Annotated in this window: 17 protein-coding genes, 2 pseudogenes and 5 riboswitches; of the genes and pseudogenes, 3 read left to right on the forward strand and 16 right to left on the reverse strand. The window is 38.5% G+C overall.

The annotated features are described in order from the left end of the window. The 7 genes from glyA to JFV29_RS15085 form a co-directional block, all read right to left on the reverse strand. A complete protein-coding gene (glyA, locus tag JFV29_RS15055; RefSeq protein ID WP_201184933.1) occupies nucleotides 1–1,251 on the reverse strand; it encodes a serine hydroxymethyltransferase in 1,251 nt (416 codons plus the stop codon). A gap of 119 nt (nucleotides 1,252–1,370) precedes the next feature. Then, nucleotides 1,371–1,476: riboswitch (glycine riboswitch) on the reverse strand. 316 nt (nucleotides 1,477–1,792) lie between these two features. Beyond that, nucleotides 1,793–3,181: an amino acid permease gene (locus JFV29_RS15060; protein ID WP_201184935.1), complete on the reverse strand. Its 1,389-nt coding sequence runs from the start codon at nucleotides 3,179–3,181 to the stop codon at nucleotides 1,793–1,795. A gap of 365 nt (nucleotides 3,182–3,546) precedes the next feature. After that, a riboswitch (glycine riboswitch) is annotated at nucleotides 3,547–3,603 on the reverse strand. A 3-nt stretch (nucleotides 3,604–3,606) separates the two neighbouring features. Beyond that, a riboswitch (glycine riboswitch) is annotated at nucleotides 3,607–3,709 on the reverse strand. 447 nt (nucleotides 3,710–4,156) lie between these two features. After that, nucleotides 4,157–4,250: riboswitch (glycine riboswitch) on the reverse strand. Continuing rightward, a riboswitch (glycine riboswitch) is annotated at nucleotides 4,251–4,351 on the reverse strand. It lies immediately after the preceding riboswitch. Nucleotides 4,352–4,517: 166 nt separating this feature from the next. Beyond that, nucleotides 4,518–5,519, reverse strand: coding sequence for an agmatinase (gene speB, locus JFV29_RS15065; RefSeq protein ID WP_053346235.1), 1,002 nt, complete (start codon nucleotides 5,517–5,519; stop codon nucleotides 4,518–4,520). A gap of 439 nt (nucleotides 5,520–5,958) precedes the next feature. Then, nucleotides 5,959–7,431, reverse strand: a complete 1,473-nt coding sequence (locus JFV29_RS15070) for an aldehyde dehydrogenase family protein (RefSeq protein WP_201184937.1) — start codon at nucleotides 7,429–7,431, stop codon at nucleotides 5,959–5,961. 188 nt (nucleotides 7,432–7,619) lie between these two features. Continuing rightward, nucleotides 7,620–8,801 (reverse strand): iron-containing alcohol dehydrogenase, encoded by a 1,182-nt coding sequence (locus tag JFV29_RS15075; protein ID WP_242486889.1) that lies wholly within the window; start codon nucleotides 8,799–8,801, stop codon nucleotides 7,620–7,622. A gap of 115 nt (nucleotides 8,802–8,916) precedes the next feature. Continuing rightward, nucleotides 8,917–10,389, reverse strand: coding sequence for an aldehyde dehydrogenase family protein (locus JFV29_RS15080; protein WP_201184938.1), 1,473 nt, complete (start codon nucleotides 10,387–10,389; stop codon nucleotides 8,917–8,919). Nucleotides 10,390–10,526: 137 nt separating this feature from the next. Beyond that, on the reverse strand, nucleotides 10,527–11,921 hold the full coding sequence (locus tag JFV29_RS15085; protein ID WP_201184940.1) for an APC family permease: 1,395 nt from the start codon (nucleotides 11,919–11,921) through the stop codon (nucleotides 10,527–10,529). Between the two features lie 151 nt (nucleotides 11,922–12,072). On the opposite strand from JFV29_RS15085, the gene JFV29_RS15090 reads away from it, so the two are divergent. The 3 genes and pseudogenes from JFV29_RS15090 to JFV29_RS15100 all read left to right on the forward strand — a co-directional run bounded on the left by JFV29_RS15090 (nucleotide 12,073) and on the right by JFV29_RS15100 (nucleotide 14,829). Then, entirely contained in the window at nucleotides 12,073–12,876 is an 804-nt protein-coding gene (locus JFV29_RS15090; RefSeq protein WP_201184942.1) for a MerR family transcriptional regulator, read from the forward strand. 187 nt (nucleotides 12,877–13,063) lie between these two features. Beyond that, complete coding sequence (locus JFV29_RS15095; RefSeq protein WP_201184944.1) at nucleotides 13,064–13,633, forward strand: SMI1/KNR4 family protein; 570 nt, start codon at nucleotides 13,064–13,066, stop codon at nucleotides 13,631–13,633. Nucleotides 13,634–13,833: 200 nt separating this feature from the next. Beyond that, nucleotides 13,834–14,829, forward strand: a pseudogene (locus JFV29_RS15100) (IS1595 family transposase). Here the strand turns inward: JFV29_RS15100 and JFV29_RS15105 are convergent. The 9 genes and pseudogenes from JFV29_RS15105 to JFV29_RS15140 form a co-directional block, all read right to left on the reverse strand. Beyond that, the gene (locus JFV29_RS15105) at nucleotides 14,800–15,408 is read right to left on the reverse strand and encodes a hypothetical protein (protein WP_201184946.1); all 609 of its coding nucleotides are present in this window, start codon (nucleotides 15,406–15,408) and stop codon (nucleotides 14,800–14,802) included. The pseudogene JFV29_RS15100 and the gene JFV29_RS15105 overlap by 30 nt on opposite strands. Before the next feature lie 1,425 nt (nucleotides 15,409–16,833). Then, a complete protein-coding gene (locus JFV29_RS15110) occupies nucleotides 16,834–17,445 on the reverse strand; it encodes a HutD/Ves family protein (RefSeq protein WP_201184948.1) in 612 nt (203 codons plus the stop codon). Nucleotides 17,446–17,765: 320 nt separating this feature from the next. Further along, nucleotides 17,766–19,205 (reverse strand): MFS transporter, encoded by a 1,440-nt coding sequence (locus tag JFV29_RS15115; protein ID WP_201184950.1) that lies wholly within the window; start codon nucleotides 19,203–19,205, stop codon nucleotides 17,766–17,768. 397 nt (nucleotides 19,206–19,602) lie between these two features. Further along, a complete protein-coding gene (locus JFV29_RS31150; protein ID WP_274606974.1) occupies nucleotides 19,603–19,728 on the reverse strand; it encodes a hypothetical protein in 126 nt (41 codons plus the stop codon). A 203-nt stretch (nucleotides 19,729–19,931) separates the two neighbouring features. Continuing rightward, a complete protein-coding gene (locus tag JFV29_RS15120) occupies nucleotides 19,932–21,008 on the reverse strand; it encodes a Ger(x)C family spore germination protein (RefSeq protein ID WP_201184952.1) in 1,077 nt (358 codons plus the stop codon). Continuing rightward, complete coding sequence (locus JFV29_RS15125) at nucleotides 21,005–22,021, reverse strand: GerAB/ArcD/ProY family transporter (RefSeq protein ID WP_242486890.1); 1,017 nt, start codon at nucleotides 22,019–22,021, stop codon at nucleotides 21,005–21,007. The genes JFV29_RS15120 and JFV29_RS15125 overlap by 4 nt, the downstream gene beginning before the upstream one ends. Continuing rightward, the gene (locus JFV29_RS15130; protein WP_201184956.1) at nucleotides 21,987–23,594 is read right to left on the reverse strand and encodes a spore germination protein; all 1,608 of its coding nucleotides are present in this window, start codon (nucleotides 23,592–23,594) and stop codon (nucleotides 21,987–21,989) included. The genes JFV29_RS15125 and JFV29_RS15130 overlap by 35 nt, the downstream gene beginning before the upstream one ends. A gap of 215 nt (nucleotides 23,595–23,809) precedes the next feature. Next, nucleotides 23,810–23,997 (reverse strand): annotated as a pseudogene (locus tag JFV29_RS30585) (hypothetical protein); the annotation flags it as partial. 290 nt (nucleotides 23,998–24,287) lie between these two features. Then, the gene (locus JFV29_RS15140) at nucleotides 24,288–26,663 is read right to left on the reverse strand and encodes a M14 family zinc carboxypeptidase (protein WP_201184959.1); all 2,376 of its coding nucleotides are present in this window, start codon (nucleotides 26,661–26,663) and stop codon (nucleotides 24,288–24,290) included. Between the last annotated feature and the right edge of the window lie 327 nt (nucleotides 26,664–26,990).

Here is a 26,990-nt window from a genome sequence, read left to right on the forward strand (position 1 = left end):
TTACACAGTAATTGGTTGTTGAAATAACGGATAAATATCACAAATTCCTTTGGTTGTTTCTTTTGCTGTCTCCAGAACGTCTTTATCCCCTTTACTCTTTAGAACAGCTGAAATCACTTTACCGATTTTCACCATTTCATCCTGCTTCATGCCTCGTGTTGTTAATGCTGCTGTTCCCATTCGGATACCACTGGTAACAAATGGCTTTTCTGGATCATATGGAATCGTATTTTTATTAGCGGTGATGCCTGCTTCTTCTAATAATTTCTCTGCTTCTTTTCCTGTTAAATTCCACGGACGTAAATCTAAAAGGACAATATGATTATCTGTTCCGCCAGAAACAAGAGCTGCACCTTCATTTTTTAATGTTTCACTAAGTGTTGCAGCATTTTCAATGACTTGTTTCGCATAGTCCTTAAAGCTTGGTTGTAATGCTTCGTTGAAAGCAACCGCTTTTGCTGCAATAATATGCATGAGAGGGCCGCCCTGAATTCCTGGGAATACAGATTTATTTATCGATTTGATAATCTCTTCATCGTTTGTTAAAACGATACCCCCGCGAGGCCCTCTCAATGTTTTATGAGTAGTACTTGTCACAACATCTGCATATGGGATTGGGGATGGGTGAAGACCGGCCGCTACCAGCCCTGCAATATGAGCCATATCCACCATAAGTTTTGCTCCAACTTGATCAGCAATTTCTCTAAATCGTGCAAAATTAATGGTTCTTGGGTAGGCACTTGTCCCTGCAATAATCAATTTTGGTTTTTCTTTCATTGCGATAGCTTCCAACTCATCATAATCAATTAATTGGGTATCTTCTCTAACTCCATAAGACACTACTTCAAACCATTTTCCTGAAACACTGACTGGACTTCCATGAGTTAAGTGGCCGCCATGTGAAAGGTTCATTCCCATTACTTTATCACCAGGCTGAAGCAGTGCGAAAAATACTGCGAAATTTGCTTGTGCACCCGAGTGAGGCTGAACATTTGCATATTTGGCACCAAACAGCTTTGTTAAGCGCTCAATAGCTGCTTGTTCTGCCACATCGACAAATTCACATCCGCCATAATAACGTTTTCCTGGATATCCTTCTGCATATTTATTCGTCATTACACTTCCCATTGCTTCTAATACATCTTGGCTGACGAAGTTTTCTGATGCAATCAACTCTAAGGTTTGATGCTGACGATTTTGCTCGTTTCTGATAGCTTGAAAAATGATTGAATCATTTTGCTGTAAACTCATTTGTACTCCCCCTTGAAAATTTTTGAATTAAAGGTTTGTTGCATAGCTAGTGACTACGAAACACTACCCTTTTTTGCGCACAAAAAAGAACAGAGAAGGGTAGCTTAGTTTAGCTTTCTCTACCCTTCTCTGTCCTTTTACCTGAGAGTTTAACCCTTTTATATTAAAAGGGCCTTTCCCCTTTGGTGGCGTACTACTTTATACGCGCTCTCCAGAGGTGCGTCCAGTTGTGGTTCCATCTACCTGAGAGATTTGTTCCAAGGGTCTTTTTGGAACTTGCTCCTTCGGTGGCGTGTCGCATTGCACTCTCCCACAACCGTCATTCGCTCATATTTAATTTTATTATGTTTAGAATAATTGGTGGAAATAAGAATGTCAAGATTTTCTTGTAAGCGTTAACATTATTTTTTTGAAAATTCTTACTTTATGAATATCACATATGGTCATCCAGGTTACTCACGGCTGCTTGTATCATCGTTTTTTGCAAGTTGACTATTTTGATAAAGTTAATAGTAGGTCCCTGACTTTTGTCCGTAGCCTCTTAATTTTCCGCTACCTCTTTCTGATTCGCCTGATCCGCATGATTTGCCTTCGTTTTCTGCATCTTATAAATCGCAATCAGCGAAATAAACCAAACAGGAGTTACGAACAAGGCAACACGAGTATCTTCCGCAAGTGCAAGCACAACAAGTACGAAAGCTAGGAAAGCAAGGATCAAGTAATTAGAAATTGGATAAAGTGGTAATTTAAATTTGTTCATTTTCGCTAGATCTGGCCTTGTTTTGCGGTATTTCAAATGACTGATGACAGTAATTCCCCAAATAAAGATGAAACATACTGTAGAAATACTTGTAATTAACGTAAATACTCCTTCTGGCATTAAATAGTTCAAAACAACGGAAGTCAGAATGACGACAGTTGAAAAGGCCAGTGCATTGGAAGGTACTTTACGGGCATTAAGTTTTGCAAATGGCACAGGTGCATTTTTATCTTTGGCAAGTGAGTATACCATCCGGCTTGTACTGAAGATTGCGCTGTTGCATGCCGAAGCAGCCGATGTTAGGACGACAAAATTGACGATACCAGCAGCTGCAGCGATACCAACAGCCACGAATACTTGGACGAATGGGCTTTCCGATGGGATGATTGCATTCCACGGATAAACACTCATAATGACAATAAGTGCGCCAATGTAGAAAATTATAATCCGAATAGGAATATTATTAATTGCTTTTGGGATAACTTTCTCTGGATCTTCTGTTTCACCTGCTGTAAGTCCTACAAGTTCAATACCAACAAACGCAAACACTACCATCTGGAATGAGAGGATAAATCCATTTATTCCATTTGGGAACATACCTTCGTGGCTCCATAGATTCGTGAAACTGGCTGCGCCTGAATCTGTGGAAAAGCCTTTAATAATCATGAAAATACCGATAACTATAAGTGCTAGAATAGCGATAACTTTAATTAATGCGAACCAGAATTCCATTTCGCCAAAAAGTTTTACGGTTGCTAGATTCATAAATAGCAAAATGACAAGCGCAATTAAACCTGGCATCCACTGTGGTATGGAGGGAAACCAATACTGGGTATAAAGACCAACTGCTGTTAAGTCGGCCATTGCGATTGAAATCCAGCAAAACCAGTAGGTCCAACCGGTGATAAATGCTGCCATATTACCTAAATAGTCTTTTACAAAGTCAACAAAAGAATTATATTCCAAATTGGTTAAGAGTAGTTCTCCAAGAGCGCGCATGATTAAAAAGCAAATGACGCCTGTAATCATGTAAGCAAATAAAATCGATGGTCCTGCTAAGTGAATAGATTTTCCTGCACCGAGAAATAATCCCGTTCCAATTGCCCCGCCAATAGCGATTAGTTGTACGTGCCTGTTTTTTAGGCCTCTCGACAATTTTTGTTCCTGCATATGATTTCCCACTCCCTAATTTCCAGATAATTGAATAATAATATTCCGATAAAATTTTGACATATTATTATTCAACCCAACAAAGAAAACGCTTACAATTTTAATATAATATTACTCAATATGTTGCTGATAAATATTCTGGTTCTGGTGCAAACCTCGACATAATCTACCAAGCCTTTGAAAAGATAAAGGTATTGCATTCAACCTATTGCAGATTCTCTCTAAGGTAAAAGTTGTAGTCAGGAAAATTGAATAGAAAGACTCATTCTTTAATAAATTTCATAGCACAATCCTCCTTTTTTCGTTTGTGCTATCTTTCCCAGCATAAAAAGGGCATAGGAAAGATAGGTGTTCTCCTATCTTTCCTCTGTCCTTTTACCTGAGAGTTTAACTCCTTTGGTGGCTCATAGCTCTCTCCAGAGACGCGTCCTATTGTGGTCCTTTTACCTGAGAGATTCATACCCAATTTTTTTGGGAATTGCCCCTTCGGTGCTAAACAATGCGTTTAGTCTCTCCCACAATTATCATCCGCTGATATAAAATCGCATTAACAGTTGTATAATAAATGGTTCTAATGGAAATTTCAATAAATATCTGAAAAAACTTTATTTTCAGAATTTTAAATATAGAGATAGAGCTTTCTGACAGTTCATAAATTATATGCCCCTAGTACCCCAAGTGAATTGTGAATTGAATAGGAGTAGATTGCTTTTTACAGTCGATAAACACCGTTCATAATAGTGTACTTTTACAAACTACTTATACCTTTCAAATATACACTACAGAGGATGCTTTCTAGATAAAAGCATCCTCTGTTTACGTAATCATTATTATTGGAAATCATAAAGAAAAACCTCCAATTCAATACCGAAGTTATCTTTAATGTGCTTAATAGTTTTAGTCACCTAACTTCACTTGTTTTGGTGTACAATTCAAACCAGAACAAAAACATTTAAAGTGATAACGTTGGCAACATTCCCTTCTCTGTCCTTTTAACTGAGAGTTTAACTCTATGCTAAAAAGAGTCTTCCTCTTTGGTGGCGTTTTATAAACGCGCTCTCCAGAGTTGCGTCCCATTGTGGTTCTTATACCTGAGAGATTTGTTCCAAGGTTTTTTTGGAACTTGCTCCTTCGGTGGCTGTCTACATTGCACTCTCCCACAATCGTCAACCGCTATACGTTTTTTTGAAATACTCTAAATATTCTAAATGGATAATTATTTACATAAGTGTTTTTTATGATATCGCCTCTATTTTTATACATATTCAGGAAACTAAGAAAAGATAAAACGGAGGAAAATCACTTTATATCAGCAAACGCTTTCAAATTTAACAGACTAATGCTTCTTTATGAAGTTCTGCTCTTGATGATCGCTGATTGCATCCTGGTTTCTCTCTTTTTCTTTTAAAACATAACTAAGCAAGTCTAATGAGAGGCGCGCTGCCACTTGTCCAGTTATTCCCGTATGATCGTAAGGAGTAGCAACTTCTACCATATCAAAACCGATTACTTCTCCTCTTTTTGCAATTCCATGGAGTAATTCGTTGACTTCATCATAAAGCAGGCCTCCAGGAGAAGGTGTGCCTGTCGCAGGGGCGATCGATGGGTCGAGGCCATCAATGTCCATGGTAATATAATATTTTTCACCTGCTGGAATAAGTTCCAAAACCTGTTCAAATCCCATCTTTCTCATTTGGCGGGGAGACAAGATGACACTTCCGTATTCTCTGGCAGCATCGACATCTTCTTTTTTACTGCTGCTGATTCCACGAATGCCCAATTGGAAAATCTTTTGAACATGATTCATTTCAGATAAGCGGCGGATGCAGCTTCCATGTCCAACCCGCATTCCTGAACGGTGATCTGCCCAGTCTAAATGCGCATCAATCTGGATCACATGAAATGGCCCGAGTTCACCCAAGCCCTTTCCTACTGGAATTGTAATGGAATGATCTCCACCTAAAACAACCGGCATTGCACCTTTTGAAACGATTTTTCGAATGGCTTCTTCGGTATTATCATGGGATTGCATCATATCCCCATGTACTATGTCTACATCGCCGCAATCAACAACTTTCCATTTCGGGCCAAGATACATGATATCATTTTCAATATCATAGGCTCCATCTAACCCGAAACTATATAATGTAGAGCCTTCACGAATTCCTCTTGGACCCATTCTTGCGCCTGACTTCCATTGTGTTCCCATATCATTTGGAACTCCAATGACAGCTACATCTGCATCTAGCTGGTCTAGATCCGGACATACGGGATATTTCCCGAAAGTACAGATTCCGGTAAAAGGTAAATTAAGATGTTGTTTTTCATTATTCGACATGTACTTTGCCTCCCACTTGTATTACGTTCTCGTTAATATATATGCAAGCTTTATGCCAACCTATAAAACTAGGCAAAACGGAATTGTGTAGTCAATAATGACTATCAGGAACCAACATATTTTCTGATTACTCGATTCTCCTTAGTAAACGCCACAGAGAAAGAGCGCGGGAGAATATAATTCATATATAGTAAAATATTATTTTCGTTTTATTAGGTCTTAAAAAAGACAAATCTTGATGAACTGGCTTTTTACTCGTAAAATAAAACAATTAGGCTGACAGCTTTCTTTCTATTAAAGCCCATCTTCAGAATTAATATTTGAAAATTTTTAATTTTTAAAATATTGGTGAATTCAAAAAAGTGCATCCTCTATTATTAGTCAAAAATTTCTTCGATGTAAGCATTACTCACTCTCTTTTATCTCTACTTCTCCATTTTTAATGATCAAACCACTTGGTTGGCTCCACTTCTAAATTAATGTTGATTTGTTTTACCTCACTAAACTCATCTAAACCATAAGTTCCTAACCCCCGACCAATCCCGCTCTGCTTGTAGCCTCCCCATGGTGCTTCATTGTAGGCTAGATTGTAGGCATTAATCCATGTAATTCCGGCTCTTATTTTCTTAATCACTCTTAAAGCCTTCGCACCGTCTTGGGAAAATACACCTGCTGCGAGGCCGTATGGAGTATCATTGGCAAGCTGGATGGCTTCCGCTTCATCTTTAAACTTTTGTACAGTCAGTACTGGCCCAAATATTTCTTCCTGAACAATTCTCATGTCCGGTTTGGTATCAACAAATATTGTCGGCTCAACAAAATAGCCCTTTTCAAGTCCATTGCTTGTGATACGCTTGCCGCCGCAGGCTAATGTAGCCCCTTCTTCTATGCCATGTTGAATATATTGGAGTACCTCATTCATATGTGCTTCACTGACAAGGGCACCCATTTCTGTAGATGGTTGATCACCAGGGCCGACCCGGATCTTTTTCGCTTTCTCTATCAGTCTATCGATAAACTTGTCGTGAATGCTCTCTTCAAGCAGCAAACGCGATCCTGCATTACAAACTTGGCCGGCGTTGACAAAAATTCCATATAAAGCATAATCCACGGCCGACTCAAAGTCTGCGTCGGCAAAAACGATGTTAGGTGACTTGCCGCCTAATTCGAGTGCAATGTTTTTAATATTTCCAGCTGCTTTTTGCATGACGTTTCTTCCTGTTGACGTGCTGCCAGTAAACGAAACCATATCAACTTTATCGCTTTCCGCTAGTTCATTTCCTACTGTTCCCCCACCACCCATAACTAGGTTTGCAACACCATCTGGTATGCCAACTTCTTTGATAATCTCGAACAATTTAGTGGTGGTAACCGGAGTTATCCCGGCTGGTTTAAACACGACCGTATTTCCTGCAGCAAGGGCAGGGGCTATTTTCCAAGCTCCCGTCAGTAAAGGAAAATTCCACGGAGCGATCAGTCCACATACCCCTACCGGCTCTCGAACAACCATAGCCTGTACAGGACCAGAAACAGGATACGTTTGGCCGTCAGGTTTAGTGACTAAGCCGGCATAATAACGAAAACAATCCGCTGCGTCAGCAATGTCAAACTCTGACTCTTTAAGAGGTTTTCCGGTATTGGCTGTTTCAAGTTGGCTAAGCTCAGATACATGTTCTTCAATTTTCTCTGCTATTTTAAATAAATAGGAAGCCCGTTCCGAAGCCGGTAAGTCCGACCAAATCCCGGAATCAAATGCGGTTCGTGCCGCATCAATGGCCATCCGGGCATCTTCTGCATTTCCGTTAGGAGCCTCTGCAATGATCTTGCCGTTTGCCGGATTTACAATATTTTTCTTCTGTTTACTTAAAGAATCCATCCACTCACCGTTTATAAACATTTTCAACTTATGCAATTTGAAAAACCTCCAGTTCGTTATTCTTACTTTATAGCAATCTCATATCCATAAATAGCTAATTATGTACCCGCAGCAAGTGGGCATACGCATGTTTTCTGTAAACCATGGCGGCCGCCCAATTAAAACTCCCATTAAGCCGACCGCCGATTCAAAAATTCTAGATCAACATTAATCTAGTTAAATTTTTAAATTAATGTTGTGTTTTTCGCCTCATAAGTCTTTTGAAATAATTCCAAATAATCTGCTGGTGTCACTTTTCGTGAATTAGTCTGTGTACACAAATGAACGGATGCTCCTTCAGCAAGGAATGGGAAATCTTCAGGATTGATATTATTTAAATCTCGGAAATCAGGAATGCCAATTTTACGTGCAAGCTCTTTTAACAATACAACACCTTCATAGGCAGTTTCCTCTATTGTTTTACCTTCTTTATTTGCTCCAAGCTTTTCAGCTACAATTGAATGCTTTTCAGGGTTTGAAGGAATATTAAATTCAAACACATGTGGAAGAAAGATGGAATTCGCTACCCCATGTGGAGTATCATAAAGACCTCCAAGTGGTTCAGCCATAGCATGTACAGCACCAAGATCCGCGTGATTAAATGCCATACCTGCAATTAAACTGGCTACAAGCATATTTTTCCTTGCTTCTAAGTTGTTCCCATTTTCTACAGCTAACGGAAGGTACTTAGCAATTAATTCAATTGCATAAAGACTGAGAGCATCTGAAATCGGTTCAGCAATATTGCTGGTATAAGCCTCTATAGCGTGTGTAAGTGCATCCATTCCGGTAGCAGCAGTAATAGATTTAGGCAGAGTTAGAGTTAATTCAGGATCCAAAATTGCTAGTTTGGGAGCCAGTCTAATGTCAAGTATAGCCTCTTTCTGTTTTGTAACTGTATCTGTAATGACAGAACCTGTTGTAACCTCACTTCCAGTACCTGAAGTTGTAGGAATACAAATAAGTGGAGTGATTTCTCTCTCTAGTAAATTAAAACCGTAACGATCTCTAAGCTCTCCTCCATGGGTTAAAAGTGTACCAATTGCTTTTGCTGTATCCATCGAACTTCCGCCGCCAAGACCTATCAAAAGATCTATTTCCTCGTCTTTAAATTGTTGATAGGCTCTATGGCAATCTACATCTTTTGGATTAGGAGTAATTTCATCAAAAACAATATAATTGACACCTTCTTGGTCTAACGAATCGGTAACCTTTTGTAAAATTCCAGTTTGCGCCAGTCCTTTATCGGTAATTAGAAGTGCCTTTTTTCCTCCTAGCTCTTTTGCTCTTTTCCCAATATTTTTAACTTTTCCGTTCCCAAACTCTATAGAAGTAGGAAGATTGAAATTAAAATCCCAGATCATCATTAATGTCCCCTTTCAATTTTTCAAACAGTGTAATAGTACAGTGACTCACTCTCTTTTACTCTTTTACTCTTTTACTCTTTTACTCTTTTACTCTTTTATATCTACTTATCCATTTTTAATGATCAAACCACTTGGTTGGCTCCACTTCTAAATTAATGTTAATTTGTTTTACCTCACTAAACTCATCTAAACCAAAAGTTCCTAATCCACGGCCAATTCCGCTCTGTTTGTAGCCTCCCCACGGTGCTTCATTGTAGGCTAGATTATAAGCATTAATCCACGTAATTCCGGCTCTTATTTTCTTAGTCACTCTTAAAGCCTTCGCGCCGTCTTGTGAAAATACACCTGCTGCGAGGCCGTATGGAGTATCATTGGCAAGTTGGATGGCTTCCGCTTCATCTTTAAATTTTTGCACGGTAAGTACTGGCCCGAATATTTCTTCCAGAACAATTCTCATGTCCGGTTTGGTATCAACAAATATCGTCGGCTCAACAAAATAGCCCATTTCAAGTCCATTGCTTGTGATACGCTTGCCGCCGCAGGCTAATGTCGCCCCTTCTTCTATGCCAAGTTGAATATATTGGAGTACCTTATTCATATGTGCTTCACTGACAAGGGCACCCATTTGTGTAGACGGTTGATCACCAGGGCCGACCCGGATTTTTTTCGCTTTCTCTATCAGTCTATCGATAAACTTGTCGTGAATGCTCTCTTCCAGCAGCAAACGCGATCCTGCATTACAAATTTGGCCGGCGTTGACAAAAATTCCATATAAAGCATAATCCACGGCCGTCTCAAAGTCTGCGTCGGCAAAAACGATGTTAGGTGACTTGCCGCCTAATTCGAGTGCAATGTTTTTAATATTTCCAGCTGCTGCTTTCATGATGCTTCTGCCTGTCGATGTACTGCCAGTGAACGAAACCATATCAACTTTATCGCTTTCCGCTAGTTCATTTCCTACTGTTGCACCACCACCCATAACTAGATTTGCAACGCCATCTGGTATGCCAACCTCTTCGATAATCTCAAATAATTTAGTAGTCGTAATCGGAGTGACCTCGGATGTTTTAAATACAATCGTATTTCCTGCAGCAAGGGCAGGGGCTATTTTCCAAGCTCCAGTCAGTAAAGGGAAATTCCACGGAGCGATCAGTCCACATACCCCTACCGGCTCTCGAACAACCATGGCCTGTACAGGACCGGAAACAGGATACGTTTGGCCGTCCGGTTTAGTGACTAAGCCGGCATAATAACGAAAACAATCCGCTGCATCCGCAATGTCAAACTCTGCCTCTTTTAGAGGTTTTCCGGTATTGGCTGTTTCAAGTTGGCTAAGCTCAGAAGCATGTTCTTCAATTTTCTCTGCTATTTTAAATAAATAGGAAGCCCGTTCCGAAGCCGGTAAGTCCGACCAAATCCCGGAATCAAATGCGGTTCGTGCCGCATCAATGGCCATCCTGGCATCTTCTGCATTTCCGTTGGGAGCCTCCGCAATGATCTTGCCGTTTGCGGGGTTAACAACATTACTCGTTTGTTTACTCAAAGAATCCATCCACTCACCGTTTATAAACTTTTTCAGCTTCAACAATTTGAAAAAACCTCCTGTTCGTTATTCTTACTTTAACAATCCCGCTTTAAAAATAGGTAACGCTTTCATTTTTCTTTATTTTCAAAATATTCACACCTCCTTTAGTTACATATACTTACTTCAGTGTAAAAAACGGATTAAAAGTCTTCTACCTTTTGGGAAAGAATTTTTTCATTCATATCTTCTACCTCTTGAGGAATGATCTCCTCATCAAAATGAAACTCAGGAAGAGGCTTGCGGAAAAAATTTGTCATATAAAGAAGATATGCTAAGCCACATATCACCCAAATGCCTCCAAGAATCAATGCCTCTATTTCTAAATGTGACCATAACCACATAGTAAATACTGCGCCAATGAACGGTAAAAATAAATACCTTATGCAATCGTTAAAAGATCGTTTCTGATTTTTTATAAAATAATGGGCGATGACAGATAGATTAACAGATGTAAAAGCAATGAGCCCTCCAAAATTGATAAACTTGATGACTTGCTCCAGAGTTAACACGACGCCTAGTAAAGAAATTATTCCTATCACGATAATTCCGTGTGACGGTGTTTTAAATTTGGGATGAATATAACCAAATAGATTTTCAGGCAATACTGAATCCCGGCCCATTGCATATAACACACGTGATGCGCTTGTAATTGAAGCAACTCCTGAAGAAAAGTTACCAATAATTACCGCAGTAATAAATAATGATTTAAATACGTTTCCTCCAACAAGTATAGCGATTTCCATGGCTGCTGAATCAGTGTTTTCAAATGAAAAACCCGGATAGACCAATTGTGCTAAGTAGGAAGAGCCAATATACAAAACCCCTATTAATAGCAACATTATGATAATAGCTCTTGGGATGGTTTTTTCAGGATTGATTGTTTCCTCTGACAAGGTAGTAAGTGAGTCAAAACCAAGGAAACTAAAACAAAGAATTGAAGAGCCTGCTAAGATTACTGACAAGGGAACCTCTGAATTGAATAATGGTTTACTCGAGAAAAGAGTTCCTGTCCCAACTCCATCTAATAAATTTTTGACGGTTAATATCCAGAAAAAACATACGAAAATGATTTGAGCAATAACGAAAATTTTACTTGCGGATGCTGATGTCTTTACCCCTAGTATGCTTGGTACAACTATGATAGTAGTTAAAAGAATAATCCACACATAATGTGGAATCCCTGGAAACACTGCACTTAAAAAGACAGTGGACATCAAACACGTCACCATAGGTGTTAAAATATAATCAAGCATAATTGTCCAACCTACAAGAAACCCAACTTCAGAATTAATAGACTTTTGAGTAAATGTATAAGCTGAACCTGAGATAGGATATGCTTTTGCCATTTTTCCGTAGCTGAGCGCTGTAAACAGTATCGCTAGAAATGCAATAATGTACGCACCCGTAATTACACCATGTGAGGTTACGGTAGCTATTCCATAGGTATTAAAAAATACCATGGGGTTATTCCAAGCAATCCCTAAAAAAACAACCTGTGACAAAGTAAGTGTTCTAGCAAGTTTCTTCCGTTTCATAATCAGCTCCCTCACATTTATAAAGAATACTCAGAAGATTTAAATTATTGTGTATTTTGATTATAAAGGTTGTTGTAACACAAAGGTCAACACCTGTATTATATTTTTTAAGGGGGCGATTATACTGAAAGAAAAATTAACAATTGGTGAGATGGCAAAGTTACGAGGGATGACTACGGAGACCTTGCGCCATTATGATCGGATTAACTTATTCAAGCCGCAATATATCGATTCACATTCGGGATACCGCTACTATTCTATTTTCCAGTACGAGGTTTTAGGAACCATCAAAGAATTACGACAACTTGGAATGAGTACGGACGAAATAAAGGATTATTTCAATGAACGCAATTTTAGTAAGTCTTTGGACATTCTTAAAGCAAAGCACGCAGATCTTGTTTCAAAGCTGAACGAATTAACTGACTTGGAGGAAAATATCCGGGAAAAAATTGTATATTTGGATCACGTAGCAAGAGAAACGGAACTTCAAACGGTTATGTTTCGTGAATTAGGACGCAGGAAGTTAATTACATTGAATGAAAAAATCAATAATAATTTGGAACTCTGTTATGGTGTTATAAGGCTAGAAAATATGCTTGCTGAGAAGACACCAATTCTGGCCAGTAACAGACTAGGCATTCTCATCCAGGAAGCGGATCTTAGAACTAAACGTTTTGAAGAACCATCAGTCATTTTCGTTGTGGCAAAAAGTAAAGAAAAAATACCAAAACAGTACCAACGGATCGTTCCGGCTGGGTTATTTGCGTGTATCCGATATAACGGAGAATTACTATGGAACCGAAGCGAAAGCTTGAGTAAAATATTTGATTATCTTGATGAAGGTGGTTATCAAATTACCGGCGATGCGCTGCAAATTATGCATGTTGATATTACGATCACAGATAAACCAAACGAGATTACCTTTGAAATTCAAGTTCCCGTTCAAAAGATCTGACCTATTTGCGCAGGACAAATGTTTATTTGTATGGTTTAGACGAAAGATCTACCGAGATACATCACGTTATTCCAATAAAATACAGTGGAACTAACGCATTTCAAAATTTATTTCCGCTTCCTGTAAAAATACACCGTAATGAAGTTAACACTTGGTGGAAAAACTACTAATTAAGGAGATTAACTATATGCCATTTATTAATCAAACTTTAACAAGTTTTAAAAATAGATTAGATGAAGACTTAAGTATGATTATTTCAGGTCCCGAAGGAGAAAATTCGAATATTGTTTGTTCCTTTAATAATCCGGCTACTAGAGAACAAATAGAGGAATTTGAAAAGAAAACAGATTGGATTTTACCGGAAGACTACAAGGCTTTCTTATTTATTCATAACGGTTGTATGCTTTTTGAACATATAGACGAAGATGGTGACAATGTAGGCGGAGGATTATGGCTTCATTCTTTAGAAGAAATCGAGAGTGCATATAAAGATATGCAAGCGGATGAGCCAGATAATCCCCTACCTTTTATTCCTATAGGTAGCGTACTAGACGGAACTTTGGCTATAAGTATTAAAAAACTCAATGCTAAAGAACCAAATTATTTACTTAATTTCGACATACCTTCTGAAGAATTTTCCGAAGACGAAGACATTCAACTTAACTTCGAATTGTTTCTTGATCGATATATTATTTCTCAGGGGAATGATTTTTGGAACTGGACCACTTATACAGCTGAAAATTATTATAACCTATAGACAAAAAGCGGAGTGTTATTCACACTCTGCCTTTTATTTAGGCTGTTTTTTCAAAGGCTTAAAATAAAGCAACAAAAAAAGATAGTAAGTTTAACCCTTACTATCTTTACTTTTTTTTAGGCTGTATAGATTGTTGCTCCTTTGAAATTACTGATTATAGTTTAATATAATCTAATACAAGTTCAAGGAGGCGTTTGATAATGTGGAGATATGTGTATGAAGTGGTCAGTGAATTAAAGAAAGCAGATCAACAAGCCTTATTTAAGGCACTAGAACAAGATCTATATCCAAAAGAAGTAAATAAAACAGAGAAGTTACTTACAAAGATTAGGGAGACTCGCTTTTCTGCCGGTTTAGGTTGTATTCATTGTGGAAATATCAGTAAAAAGAAACGGTATGTATCGTTCCAGACAACGTTATTTATGTAAGGATTGCGGACAAACCTTTAATGATATGACAAACACCCCCTTTTCAGGTTCACGTTATCCAGGAAAGTGGTTGAATTACATTGAAATGATGATACACGGTGTTACATTACCTAAAATCGCTGATTATTAAACATTCATATATCTACCTCATTTTATTGGAGGCACAAGATTTTAAATGCTTTAGGAAGTCACGGGTTCAATCAATTATCTGGTATCGTTGAAAGTGATGAGACTTTCTTTCGTGAGTCATTAAAAGGTCGTAGATTTACACATCGAAAACCGAAAAAACGGGGAGAAAAAGATGAAAAACGAGGGATTTCAAATCAAAAAATTGCTGTAATTGTAGCACAAGTTCGATATCACAATATTATTGCAAGAATCGCGGGAAAGGGTCGTGTAAAAGCAGAAGAAATAGATGCAGCTATTGGGGACCATATAGCCCCCTCATCTTTGTTATGCACTGATGCAGCTACCAATTACAAAAAGTTTGCTGTATCCAAAAATATTAAGCACGAAACAGTTAATCTAAATCAAAATCAACGAGTAAAAAAAGGAATATACCACATACAATACGTTAATAATTTCCATCGTCGGTTGAAAGGAATGATGGAACGGTTTCAAGGCGTTGGTACGTATTATTTAGACAATTAACCCTATTGGTATTATTGGCTTGAATTACATAAAAACTATGCATTTGAAAAGCGAGTAGAGCAAATGCTTATTTCAGCTTGTCAAAAATCAAACTATTGCACACAGTTGAATCATTAAGAGAAAATGAAAAATGTCTATTTGAAGTAAAGATGAAAAAGAAGAAACGGCATAAAATATCACACCAATACCTATGAACATCAACATCATATTATTCTCTCTCAAATCGCCCGTTTCTTTTTGCATCTCTTTGTAATATTTTGTCGTCACAAACACACCAGACATCAATAACACGGCACAAGCGATATACGAAACGATGTCCGCTCCATCCATCTTACCTATGTCGATGGCTAGTATCGCTATACAGTTTATAAAAAACACAAATAAATAAAGTGCTTTTTCCTTCAATTGTAATTTTCTACTTTTCTTTTTCGCCACTTTATACCAATGCTTCACATCTTCTCGCGATACATACTGCGCAACAATAGCTTCTACTTGTTCCGCATATTTTTTTCGAACTTCGACTGTATAAAACGCTTCGTATACTTCATCGTTTTTTTTCGAGCGGAATCTTTCAGACGACCGCTTTAAAATATCTTTGATTCCTATTTCAAATGGAACGTTATTTTTCACTAAGTGTTCGATAATTGACAGGACAGCATCCTCTGAATGTCCAATCAATATATTCTTTTTAAACAAACTCAGCACCTCTTACGAAACAAGTTAAATTACGCTTAATTATACTATTCCATTCGACCCCATAATCCAAAATATAACATACTCTTTTAAATATCTGATGCTTTCGTTTAGCAACAATCTTTGAGAAAACAGCCAATTTTTAATATTCATCTTTTACCCTCCACTACGAATTGTATTGGAAAACCTTGCTAGAATCAGGTTTCATCCGGAAGATTAGATCTGAAGAATATCCGAATTTATGTATGGTGTACCGCCAACATTTTGATGTAAACCTACGTTAAGAGTTTATATGGAATTAAAAAGACGATTTGTCCTACTCTATGTGAAAAAGTTGTATTTTTGTTTCTTGTTAAACTCCCTCAGTTAATTAAACAGCAATAAAAACTCACAAAATAAAATTAGCACGATTGAGGGCTAAACATAAGTGAATAATACGATGAAAATAAACATTGAAATTTTTAGAGACATGGTTAATAAATCCAAGGTAACTAAAAAGCTTCAAAATTTTCTACGTGAAAATGGCGACCCTTATAAATTTCTGAATCGAAGTATTCCTTTTGCATCCAATGGATACCTCCTCTATCTACTTGTGAAATCCAAACTTTTTATCAATCATTTCTTCTTTAAATAACCTATCCCTTTAGCTCCATGAGAAAAAGAGCTGCTGAAGCAACTCCCTTTTTGAAGTAAAGCACCCGTTAGCCATCCATGTAGCGCAAAAATCAGCGCTTCACCACAGAGAATGAAAATTGGTTTCTAGGTCGATAATGTTTTAATGGCTGGCGAAGAAGGTCGTTGAACTATGGTGCCTTTGAGCCCATCCGTTAGTCTGACTCCGACGACCACGGTGTACCACCGACTGTCGAGCCCTTTATGGGTAGCACTCATGGGAGATTAATCCTTTTTTGGTCGTCGCGCTAGCCTCTACTTAATTTGCTATAATTGGAGGTTTTTCTTTAACGATTTACCAAACTCAATCAGATCACTCATAAGGTTCGGCCTTTTTAAAAAGTCATTTTCTGGGTCTATTTTTGTATGCTCTTTTTTGGTTTTAAGAATATTTTAATTTTCATGGGAGTGAAATAAATCTTAGAGAAAAATCACAATAAATAGTAAGCCTATACCAATAAGAACTCCACCAACCAACACATAGTTGCTTAACAAGAAGAACAATTTACTTTTGTTTTTAAAATCGAATGAAAGAATCCTTTTTCTTAGCCAAAATCCAAAAATGCCAATAAAAAGAAATGCGAAAAGAAGTAACATTGGAGTATTTTTAATATATCGTTCACTCCCCATTTTTTACACTACCAGTAATCACCAAATAATAATGATTGATTTATTTGGTTTAGCCTCTTAACCCACAATTCGAAAGAATACTATACTTCTAGTGAATATTTTTGCACTAGAACCAAAATATCTCTATCAATAAAAAATACTTGCCTTAATAATTTTTGCAATTGAGTCATTGTGATTGGATAACTTTATATTTAAATTGTTGCATGAATGATCCATGTTTAAGATTACTACGTCACCTTGATCTAAAACAAAAGTCTCTTTTTCATCTATGCTCATTTTACTTGTTCCTTTGACACAATAAAAGGCTTCGGATCTATTCGTAGATTCCCTATTATCCAACACTTCATGTTGGATCCCATTATTAATATGAATCATGTTAAGGTCTCCCTCGCATCCTTCTGCTAACATCAAATTAAAGTCCGTAACCCTCCCAATACTTCGGGTTGTCCAGCCGCCATCAAACCGATCCTGTTCAAATGGCTTTAAATGCACATGGTGCTTTCCTTTATGTTGAAGCAACATTTCTCCATCAAGGATCATGATAATTCTCTGAATGCCTGGAAGATGAGTAAATAAGGATTCGTCTACCTCAACATCTGCGGTGCTTAACCGCCATTTGAAATCACGCTTCGAGTAATCTCCATTTTCAGGATAAATAGCAAGTTGAGCTGTTTTACCACCTGACCAAAGGCTTGTTATTTGTTCACTTTTTCTTATTAATTTTAGTAAATATGACAACTAATTTCTCCCCTTTTATTATTACATTACTTAAGTTTAAACCACGCCCAATGTAGTTCAAAATTGGTGTTATGTCAATAGGATGGATACGATAAACAGAGAGGAATAGCTGAGCTTAGCTGGATTAGTTCTATTAAAAAAAGGCTGCCGCAGCAACCCCTGTTTTTGAAGTAATGCACCTGTTAGCGAAATAAGGGAGCAATTTGTTATCATCAATATCGCCCGCCTATATAAAGCCTTAATGTGATACCTTTAAAATCATACTTATGGTTGACGACATCTACAACAAAATCCTGTTCTTCTTCTATACCAATTTTTGGTTAATGACTTGGTTCTGGCTCAGTATTGTTCCTGTAATCTATTTTTGTTGCTTTTTCGTTTGTTGTTTTTCCAGTATCTTTTGGTACTAATGCTATTATAGAAATGATTGAAAGTATACCGAAGATTACGTTTGCGATAATACCACCTGTTGCAGCAACTTCGACACTACTAACAGCTGCAATGGCACCATAAACAGTAGCAGAAATCGCAACTCCGAACGCTCCACCTAGTGAGCTTGCCATTTTGTAAACCCCTGCTGCTGCTCCAACTTTATCAGGAGGTGAATTAGATACAGAAGTATCTGTAGAAGGGGTTGCGTATATTCCAAGTCCAAGACCGAATAAAGCAAATCCAATGAATACGGCAACAGTATAGGAAAAACCAGGTAAGAATGTTAAGCCCATTAGTGCACAACCAACTGTCGTTATTATAGCTCCCCAAATCATTGGAGATTTTGCCCCGGATTTTTGTAAAATTTTCTCACCAACACGAATCATTGCAAGTACTGCTATTAAATACCCGATTGATAACAATCCAGATTGGAAAGCCGTAAATCCGCGACCAACTTGAACATAAGTATTAGCAACCACTAGTGTTCCAGCTACAGCGTTTAACAAGAAATTGGAATATGTGGCTCCTGCGTATGGTTTATTTTTAAATAAAGAGAAGTCAATTAGAGCTATGTCATTATTTCTTTCCACTTTGACGAATACGATAATCCCAATGATTGTGATAACCGCACAGACTAATGTAATAGTACTTGTCCAACCCCAATCTGCTCCGCGAGTAATGAAAAGGTTTAATGCAAGCATCGTAATGATAAAAATAACTAATCCGGTATAGTCAAATTTAAAAGCACCAGTTGATTCTGCTTTACTTTCTGGAGTGTCTTTAATAAGCCACATCGCAAGAAGAGCGAAAATAATCGAAAAGATGAAAATCCATCTCCAGCCCATATATGTTGCTATGGCACCACCAGCAAGTGAACAAACACCTGAACCACCCCAAGAACCAATGGACCAGAAACTGAGGGCACGTTGGCGATCAGCCCCCTCATAATAAGCTTTCACTAAAGCAATTGTTGCTGGCATAATACATGCTGCTGAAATCCCTATGAGGATACGTCCGATAATTAATAATGCTGCGCCTTGAGTCAAAACAATAAGCAAGGAACCGATAATGCTTAAAATTAACCCTAAATACGTAATTTTTTTACGTCCAACCTTATCTGCAAGGCCACCAGCTGCAACGATAAACATACCTGAGAACAAAGCAGATAAACTAATTGCTATGTTTAATGTGCCAAGTGAAATGCCTAAATCTTTCTGAACGGCCGGAACAACATTGACCATAGACTGGGCAAAGAGCCAAAATGTGATGACCCCAAATACAATTCCTGTAATCATTTTATTTGTGCCTTTATAACTTGTTGTTTCCATAATTCCACCTCCATTATTAGCGTGTTTGTCAAGGACGATTGCATGGCCTTTCCACCCAATAAATAGAAAAGAACCTACACGCTCAGTTAGTTTTCATAGAACTTTTTACACTACCATTTTTATCCGACTAAAAACGTGATTGATTATTTATATGTTCCTGTTTAAATATTTGCAGATTAATTCTAAAATATTCTGCAAAGGATCATTCATCCATAACTATGCTAAAGTGAGAATTCCCTTTATTCGCAAATTCACTTGCTTTTATTATTGAATAATAAACAAAAAATAAGACACCTTCTTACTTAAGAAGTGCGCCCTTTAATGTATTAACTAAAATATAGCCTCAGTTGTTGGTTTGGAAAAAAGGTTGATTAAAAAGATGTTTCAAACACTGATTTTAATAGAAATAAAAAGAACCTATTTTGAATAAGCCTAACCAAGCACCTACGAAACCATTGATATTACCAATGGAGTATCGCGTCCGATAATCATACCTGCTAACCAGCCAATAATTAATGACCATTTTTCTTCCTCCTTTAAATTTCCTTTTGAAAGAAATCGATCCGTGATGTACTTTAACCTTTGAACTTTCGGCTAAGTAAGTTTTGAAATCACTCCTATGCAATAAATGGTACACGGAATTTACTTTTAAAAGCATAATCGTATAAGCCTTCAAACATTTTTTAATTATCCTTTTTGAGTCACTCCCTTTTTTGACGTCACTTTCTATTCGGTGATGCCGGTGTTCACAATACGAACCTTCATATCAAATTCAACAGGAACGGTTGGGTAGCGGTCTTTCCATGCTTCTTTATCAAAGTTCCGAAAATGGCTCCGGACTTTTTCGCCGATTCCGAGCGGATCAATCTTTAGCTCCTGAAATTTCCTCATCATCTTTTCCGCTCTTTTCGTGGTTTCTTTGCTCCATTCCTGCTCCACTTCTTTCATGGTGTTCCCTTTCATCAACACGCTGGAAGCATCTTTAACCTCTCCTATCAACGAGACATGAACCGACACCCGCGGATTGTCTTGGCTGCCGGACACTTTATATTTCACTTTGGATCGAATATTTTCAGTAGCAATGTACTTTTTATTTTTGAAGCTTATTTCATACGTGCCTGTTTTAGTCTTTTCGTAAAAGAGTTTAAATACATAACTGTCCTTATTGGAAAGCTCTCCTACGTAGAGATCATCCTTAAAAAGAGCGAGACCTTTATATTGAATATGATCGTCTTTTTTCCCGATAATAGGTAGAAAAGGATCTTGAGCGAACCCGTCATATTGATCCAGGAAAGCATGAACAGTTGGTTCAGGAACAATGTCTTTCAGATTTCTCTCCATGAAATCGGAAAGATATTGAGCAGATGTCGGCGCATTAGGATACTTAAAAGTTAACAGCTCCTCGACGCTGCCGTCGACGACCGCCATGTAAACATCTCTGCCAATATCGGTAGAGCGGCCGAGTGGATCAGTAAGCTCGGCGACTCCGTGTTTTGCCAGATCTTTACTAATCAAAAAATTCTGCAAACGTCCCGTGGCAAGTCTTCTTTGGGACTCCATCTGCTGCTTTTGTAAGATGTCTAGAACGGTATGGCCGACCGCCGTAAAGAAGGCATTGAGCGGCTGAACATCTAACCCCGCAGGATAAAAAGGAGCGGCGGCTGTTCCCTTCATCCGGTCCTCGTCCACATAGTCATAACCAATGGCGGAAACGTGCTGGATATCTTCAAGTATCTTTGTTTCAATCGAATAATTGAACAGCAGGATGAGCGTAAAAATGCTCCAAAAGAGGTACCTTTTCATGACGTTCGCCTCATTTTACTTTTAATTATTTGGTAAAAGAAGAGAAATGGAATGTAAGCATAAATGACATAAAGGCTCACCAAGCCCATTACTGTATTTAGCTGCTCGATCTGCTCGCGGTTTTTCAAGAGAACAGCCACCACAGCTGTCATGATGATAACGAAAATAAGGCTATGTTTTTGCTTCACGGTAAACAGCTGCTTTAGTCCTCTCGTGCCGGCCCAAATAAATATACAAACACTATTAAGAGCGTTAAACAGCCAAAGGGAGAGCCCCATAAACTCAAACCTTTCAAGAAAAGGAAAATCAGCAATTTTCCAAATAGTTAATGTCGGCCAAATCGACTCAAGTAATTGAGCCTTAGTAAAGTACATAAGGGAAACGATCATTATTACTAAATAACTAAAAGTACTGAACGCCGCTCCATAATGCACCCACTTTTGCGAGCTTGGAGCATTTTTTATAAAAGGATAAAAGAAAAAAAGTGTTTCAAATCCCGTTAAACTATACGTCATCTTTTTAGAGGCGGATAAGAACTCAACTGCGGTATGATCCAAAATAGGAAAAAGATGAGAAAAATGCACGTGCCGTAAAGGGAACTCTAACATTATAAAAAATATAGGAGTCGTTAAGATGAAACTGAGGAAGCAAATCCCAACAACGACTCGAAAGCCTCCGATTACATACACATAAACGAGCGAAGAGAGAATCAGGGCCATATACCATGTTTCCAATTGCGGAAAGATCCAGACTTGAATCAATTCGATATAACTACGGAACACAGAGACAGCCAAAGTCAGCAAATAAACAATCAAAGCCAAACTGAGGAGCCCTCCAAGCCCTTTTCCAAACAGTTCCTTGTGGATAACAGTAATATCATTCGTTCCTTTATTTAATATTTGATAAATCATCCACAAGACAATGTGAATCGAGAGACCGGCGATAATAACAGCGATCCAGGCATCATTGCCCACGGCTTTAACAATATACCGTTGAAAGCTGAAAACGCCCAAGCCAAATTGCGCCGCTACTATAAGATAAAAAACAAAGAAAGGAGAGACTTTCCGGCTCTCCGGCGGTAAGGGCAGCATACAGCACCTCCATATGCAAATTAGTCGTCAATATCCCATTCTTTTTTTGCGGAGCCTCTTGCTGAAATCTTACACGGTCTTTTGCTCTTATTTGGAGGGGACGGAGTGCTTGCTTACTGAACGGCAGTCGAATAATAGAGTCTTTGAAATCCTTCACGCGCAAAGGATAGATCGGCTCAAGAAAAGGACGACCGAGAGAAGTCAGCTTTAATAAATGAGACATAAGAAAAGCAAAGCAGACGGCGACTCCGACAAGGCCTAGCAGCTGGGCAAGCAGGATAAATGGAAAGCGGATCAGGCGGATCACGTTGCTAAGTTGGTAGATAGGCGTAGTGAAAGAAGCAAGCGCGCCCGTGGCCACAACAATGAGCAGTACATTGCTCGTCAAGCCTGCTTGAACGGCCGCTGTTCCGAGCACTATACCGCCGACAATCCCAATCGTTTGGCCAATCTTTGTCGGCAGCCGGGCGCCTGCTTCCCGCAAAAGCTCAATCGCCAATTCAAGGAGAACAGCTTCCAAAAAAGGTGGAAACGGAATACTTCCCCGTGATGTAATCAGCAAGCTGAGTACATCACGGGGAATCATTTCATAATGATAAGTTAATATGGCTACATAAGTCGATGTGGCTAATACAGAGAAAAGAACCGCAATGAGCCGGAGGAGCCGGAAAGCGGATGCGACATTCCAAATGGAAAGATAGTCTTCAAATGCCGTGAAAAATGTAATGAGTGACACGGGACCTGATATCGCAGTGGGCGATCCGTCCGAAAAGATGGCAACTTTCCCTTCGGCGAGTAAGGCGGCCAGTCGATCAGGCCTCTCTGTGTCGACTAACTGTGGGAATGGCGAGTTTTTATTATCGGTAATCATTTGGCTGAGAAACGAACTGTCGGCAATTTCATCGTATTCAATCCCTTGAATCCGCTGGATGACCGTATTCACGTTGTCCGAGTCAGCGATTCCTTTCACGTAGACGACCGCGATCCGGGTTTTTGATAACTTTCCGACCATCAGTTCTTTTACCTGCAGTTCTGGAATCGGCAGACGTTTGCGCACGAGATTTAAATTTGTATCGAGTGATTCAACAAAGGCTTCCTTCGGACCAACGACTGAGTATTCCGTTTCCGGAGTGGCTACTTGCCGTTTTTCGACGGCTGGTGCCGGAACAGCCAGGCAGGCAGGCTTCCCTTCTTTCTTGTAAAAAATCAAGTTTCCGGTCATTAATTTATCTTGAATATCCGGTATATTGTCCGTAATAGAAAGGTCCTCGATCAACAGCTTTTCTTTTATTTCTTCTAAAGTAGAAAGCTCTTCTTTAACTATAGGGAGAATATCGTGGTGAATAATCTCTGGTTTAACTAAAGTTTTAAAATAGGCAATGAAGAAGGGCGAGTTTTCATAAAGACTGAAAGTAAGAAAGTCTGCTGACTCTCCGCACGCTGTTAAAAGCTTGGCAAGCTCGCTTTTTTGAAAAGCTGAATCGTTTTTCGGCATTGGAAATTTCACCTCCCTTTGCTATTACTCTGGGGAAAAGTAAATTCAATAATTTTAATATGGGTATAGCAAACAAAACTTATACACATTATCAATGTTGAATAACAATAAAATTGTTTTATTTAAATAAAGGGGTTTTACAAAATCCCCATCTAGCTAAGCGTCCATTTTTGTGTTAATTTAAAGTGTATTCTCTTTATTTTGCTACATTAATACTAAAATTGCGCATGACAAAAAAACCCATTAAATAGAGTTTTTAAATAATATTGGGCAACTTTGAGTTTTTGTGACATCGAATGATCATAGACAACACCTAGATATCAAAGACTGTTTTCTTGTTATAACGATGACATTTCCGTCCGTTTTTCTCCAAAAGGTAATACAGACGAAGAAAAGTCTTTGATATACGTTTTTATGGTTGGATGGAGGAGCTTTACCAGGTTTAGACTTCCAATTTTTTAATTTTTTTTCAAGTAATCCTTTAAAATGGTAGAAAACGCCTTTCAATCTGCTAAACAACCAATTCTTGATAATAATCGTCCTTCAGCGGTTTTTGCAACAGATGATTTAAAAGTAATGAGTATTTATATAGCAGTTGCTGAGATAATTGTTCAAAACTCAGTAGCAAGCGTTTAGCATTTTTCAAATAGCCAAAGCCGGATTCATTGCTGAATCCGGCTTTGGCTATTTCTACTATTTTTCGAAAATTGCATTTGATAGAAGACGGAACAAGTAATCCGGGTGGTCGCGGAAACCTGCTTCTAACCCAATAAGAGTTACATCTTTATTCTGTTCTTTTACGATTACGGCTTGGCCCTTGGCGGTAATGCTATTTTTCCAGTGACCAGCTACGAAGAAATTATCTGAATCTGCAAGGGTCGCGACGACTTCATCATTATCCGTACCCGTGAACCATGTTGGACGATAGACAAAGCCGATATCATCCTCTCCATATCCTGCTGTTAAACCGGTTCCCTCATAATCGACTTTTACGATACCATTACTGTTGGAACCTCCTACATTAATGATGTCGTCTGTAAGACCAAGTGTCTTAGTTGCTCTAGATGCACCAGCACCTACAGCTATATATTTGCCTCCTTCATTTAAGAAGCTTGTCACATTGTCTTTAAACGCATTAAGTTGCCCATCGTTCTGTAATCCAAATTCTTTATTAGCTTCAGATAGGTTGGTAGAAATGAGACTTTCCGTTCCACTATAGACAAAAATATCAAAACCGTTAAGGGTATTATTAGCCACTTCGACTGGCGTAACTTCTGTCACATCAAAACCTAGTCTTTTCAAAGCGAGCTTTGTTCCTGCGTGTGATTTCTGTTTACCCATACCTCCATCCTTTAATATAGCTACTTTTAAAGACGTAATAGCCACTGCATCTGCTGGTACCTTAGCAGTTCCAACCTGTAACCCAGATTCTTTCACCGCTGCTGACACCTGATTAGCTACTGCTTTTGCAAAGAAGTTGCCTTGTGCATCACGTACTATAGGTATTCCTTGCTTAAGCAATGCATTTACTAAATTTACCGATTGGACAGAGCTGTTCGGAATCAGAAACGGTCCTTTTCCTGAAACCGTTCCTTGACCTGTAATCTGTTTTACTTTCGTTGCATTGACTTTAATAGGCTTTTGTGTGGCTACTGCCTCGAATCCCCAAAGCTCCGGTAAACTCCATGCGGAAATGTCGTACATTGCTGGGGTATCGTTCGTGATGTCTTCCCCATCCCAGAGCATCGTGTTTGCTAATCCGGCTTTCGCCTGATCCATCTCAACGAGATAAGTTCCTTTTGGATATGACACTCCATCCGCTTCAAATGCATTCACAGCTTGAACAACTTCAATATCATTATTGATCAAATGATTTACTGCCTTATTCGTAACAGTAGGATCCATAGGGTCTAGTGGAAGTATGTAGTTTTTTGGAAATAACCCTTCCTTATGAAAAGGATGGTCAAAGTTAATTCCTCTTTTAAAAACTTCAATTTGATCAGTAATCATGGATTGCTTGTTAGCTGTTGCAAATTTCAGTGCCCCCATAATCGAATTATACATCCATCGTACGCCATCCCAATCATTTGTTGGAGCTTCTAATGTATGACCGTAAGCACCATGGTACATCGCATACATTGGTGTGAAAATTGGTGGGTAATCATCCCAGCCGGCGGAATCATCGCGCAGCGGAATATAGGTACCTTTCATGTTTTGATACAAGGATCCTGAATAGTTCTTATGATCCTTCATTATTTCCGCTTCCATCGCTTCTACCTGTTTATAGGCCCATTTTCCGTATAAGTCATACTCGTAATTAGGATTATGCGGTGGCGTACAAGGCTCAATTAACCCCTGCAGATTTGGCTGATAATTCTTCACATAACCATGAGTTTCAAGGAACACCATCGGGTTCCATTCTTTTATGAGCTCAACCATCTCTTTAGTTTCTGGCTGCGACTGGGTGATAAAGTCACGATTTATGTCAATTCCTTCGCCATTAAAACGGGTGGCATCAATACGTCCATCAGGGTTTTGTACGACATTGAAAATAAGAATATTATTCTCTAAAACGTCTTTGGTTGTTGCATCATTTCGGGTAGCAAAACGTTCAATTAATTGAAGGATTGCATCGCTTCCGACAAATTCAGTCCCATGAATAGAACCATTAATCATGATTGGAACTTTAAAGTCAGGATTATTGGCAACCCATTCTTGAGCTTTACCTGGATTCTTAAACATTTGCTTTCTAAGTGCCTTCACTTTTCCGAACTTCCCTTGCGTTGTTGGGTCAGCAATCGTGACAACGTAGAGTGGGTTTCCATCAGCTGATGTTCCACGGACTTCAACTTTCACACGGTTTGAAAGTTTTTCAATCTCTTTTAATTTGGAACCAATTTGTGAGAATTTCACAAAGTCATAGTTTTCGCTATTAAACTTGCTTCCGTCCTGTTCCTCATATGTATTCACATTTGTCCATTGAGGTTTCTCAGCATGTCCAGAACTCCACGGAATTACTGTTAGTAAACTCACAGCCATCAGGCCGGATAATGCTTTTTTCTTTTTCATCCTAAAACCTCCAGTATGTATATATAGTGATTTTTTTGTATATATTAATTTATTAATACATAGTTTAATTGAATACTAATGGGCGGAACAAATTCTATTGAAAGCGCTTTAATTTTATAACGTTGAACAAACCACATCGTTAAAAACATTCTGTATAAAATTTGATAAGCTCCCCCAGTAAGTAACGCTACCTAAAGTTGACCGTCCGAAACTAGTGCTGCAATAGGAGCGAATCCCAATAAAATAAACATTGAACGACTTGGTGGAAACGCAATACCTAAACCCGCATTCCCAGCGGCTACTGTAGCTGCTTTAATTCCTTTCTAG

Origin of the sequence: Peribacillus sp. TH16 (assembly GCF_016651095.1) — a bacterium.
In the GTDB taxonomy this organism is placed as follows: Bacteria; Bacillota; Bacilli; order Bacillales; family DSM-1321; genus Peribacillus; species Peribacillus butanolivorans.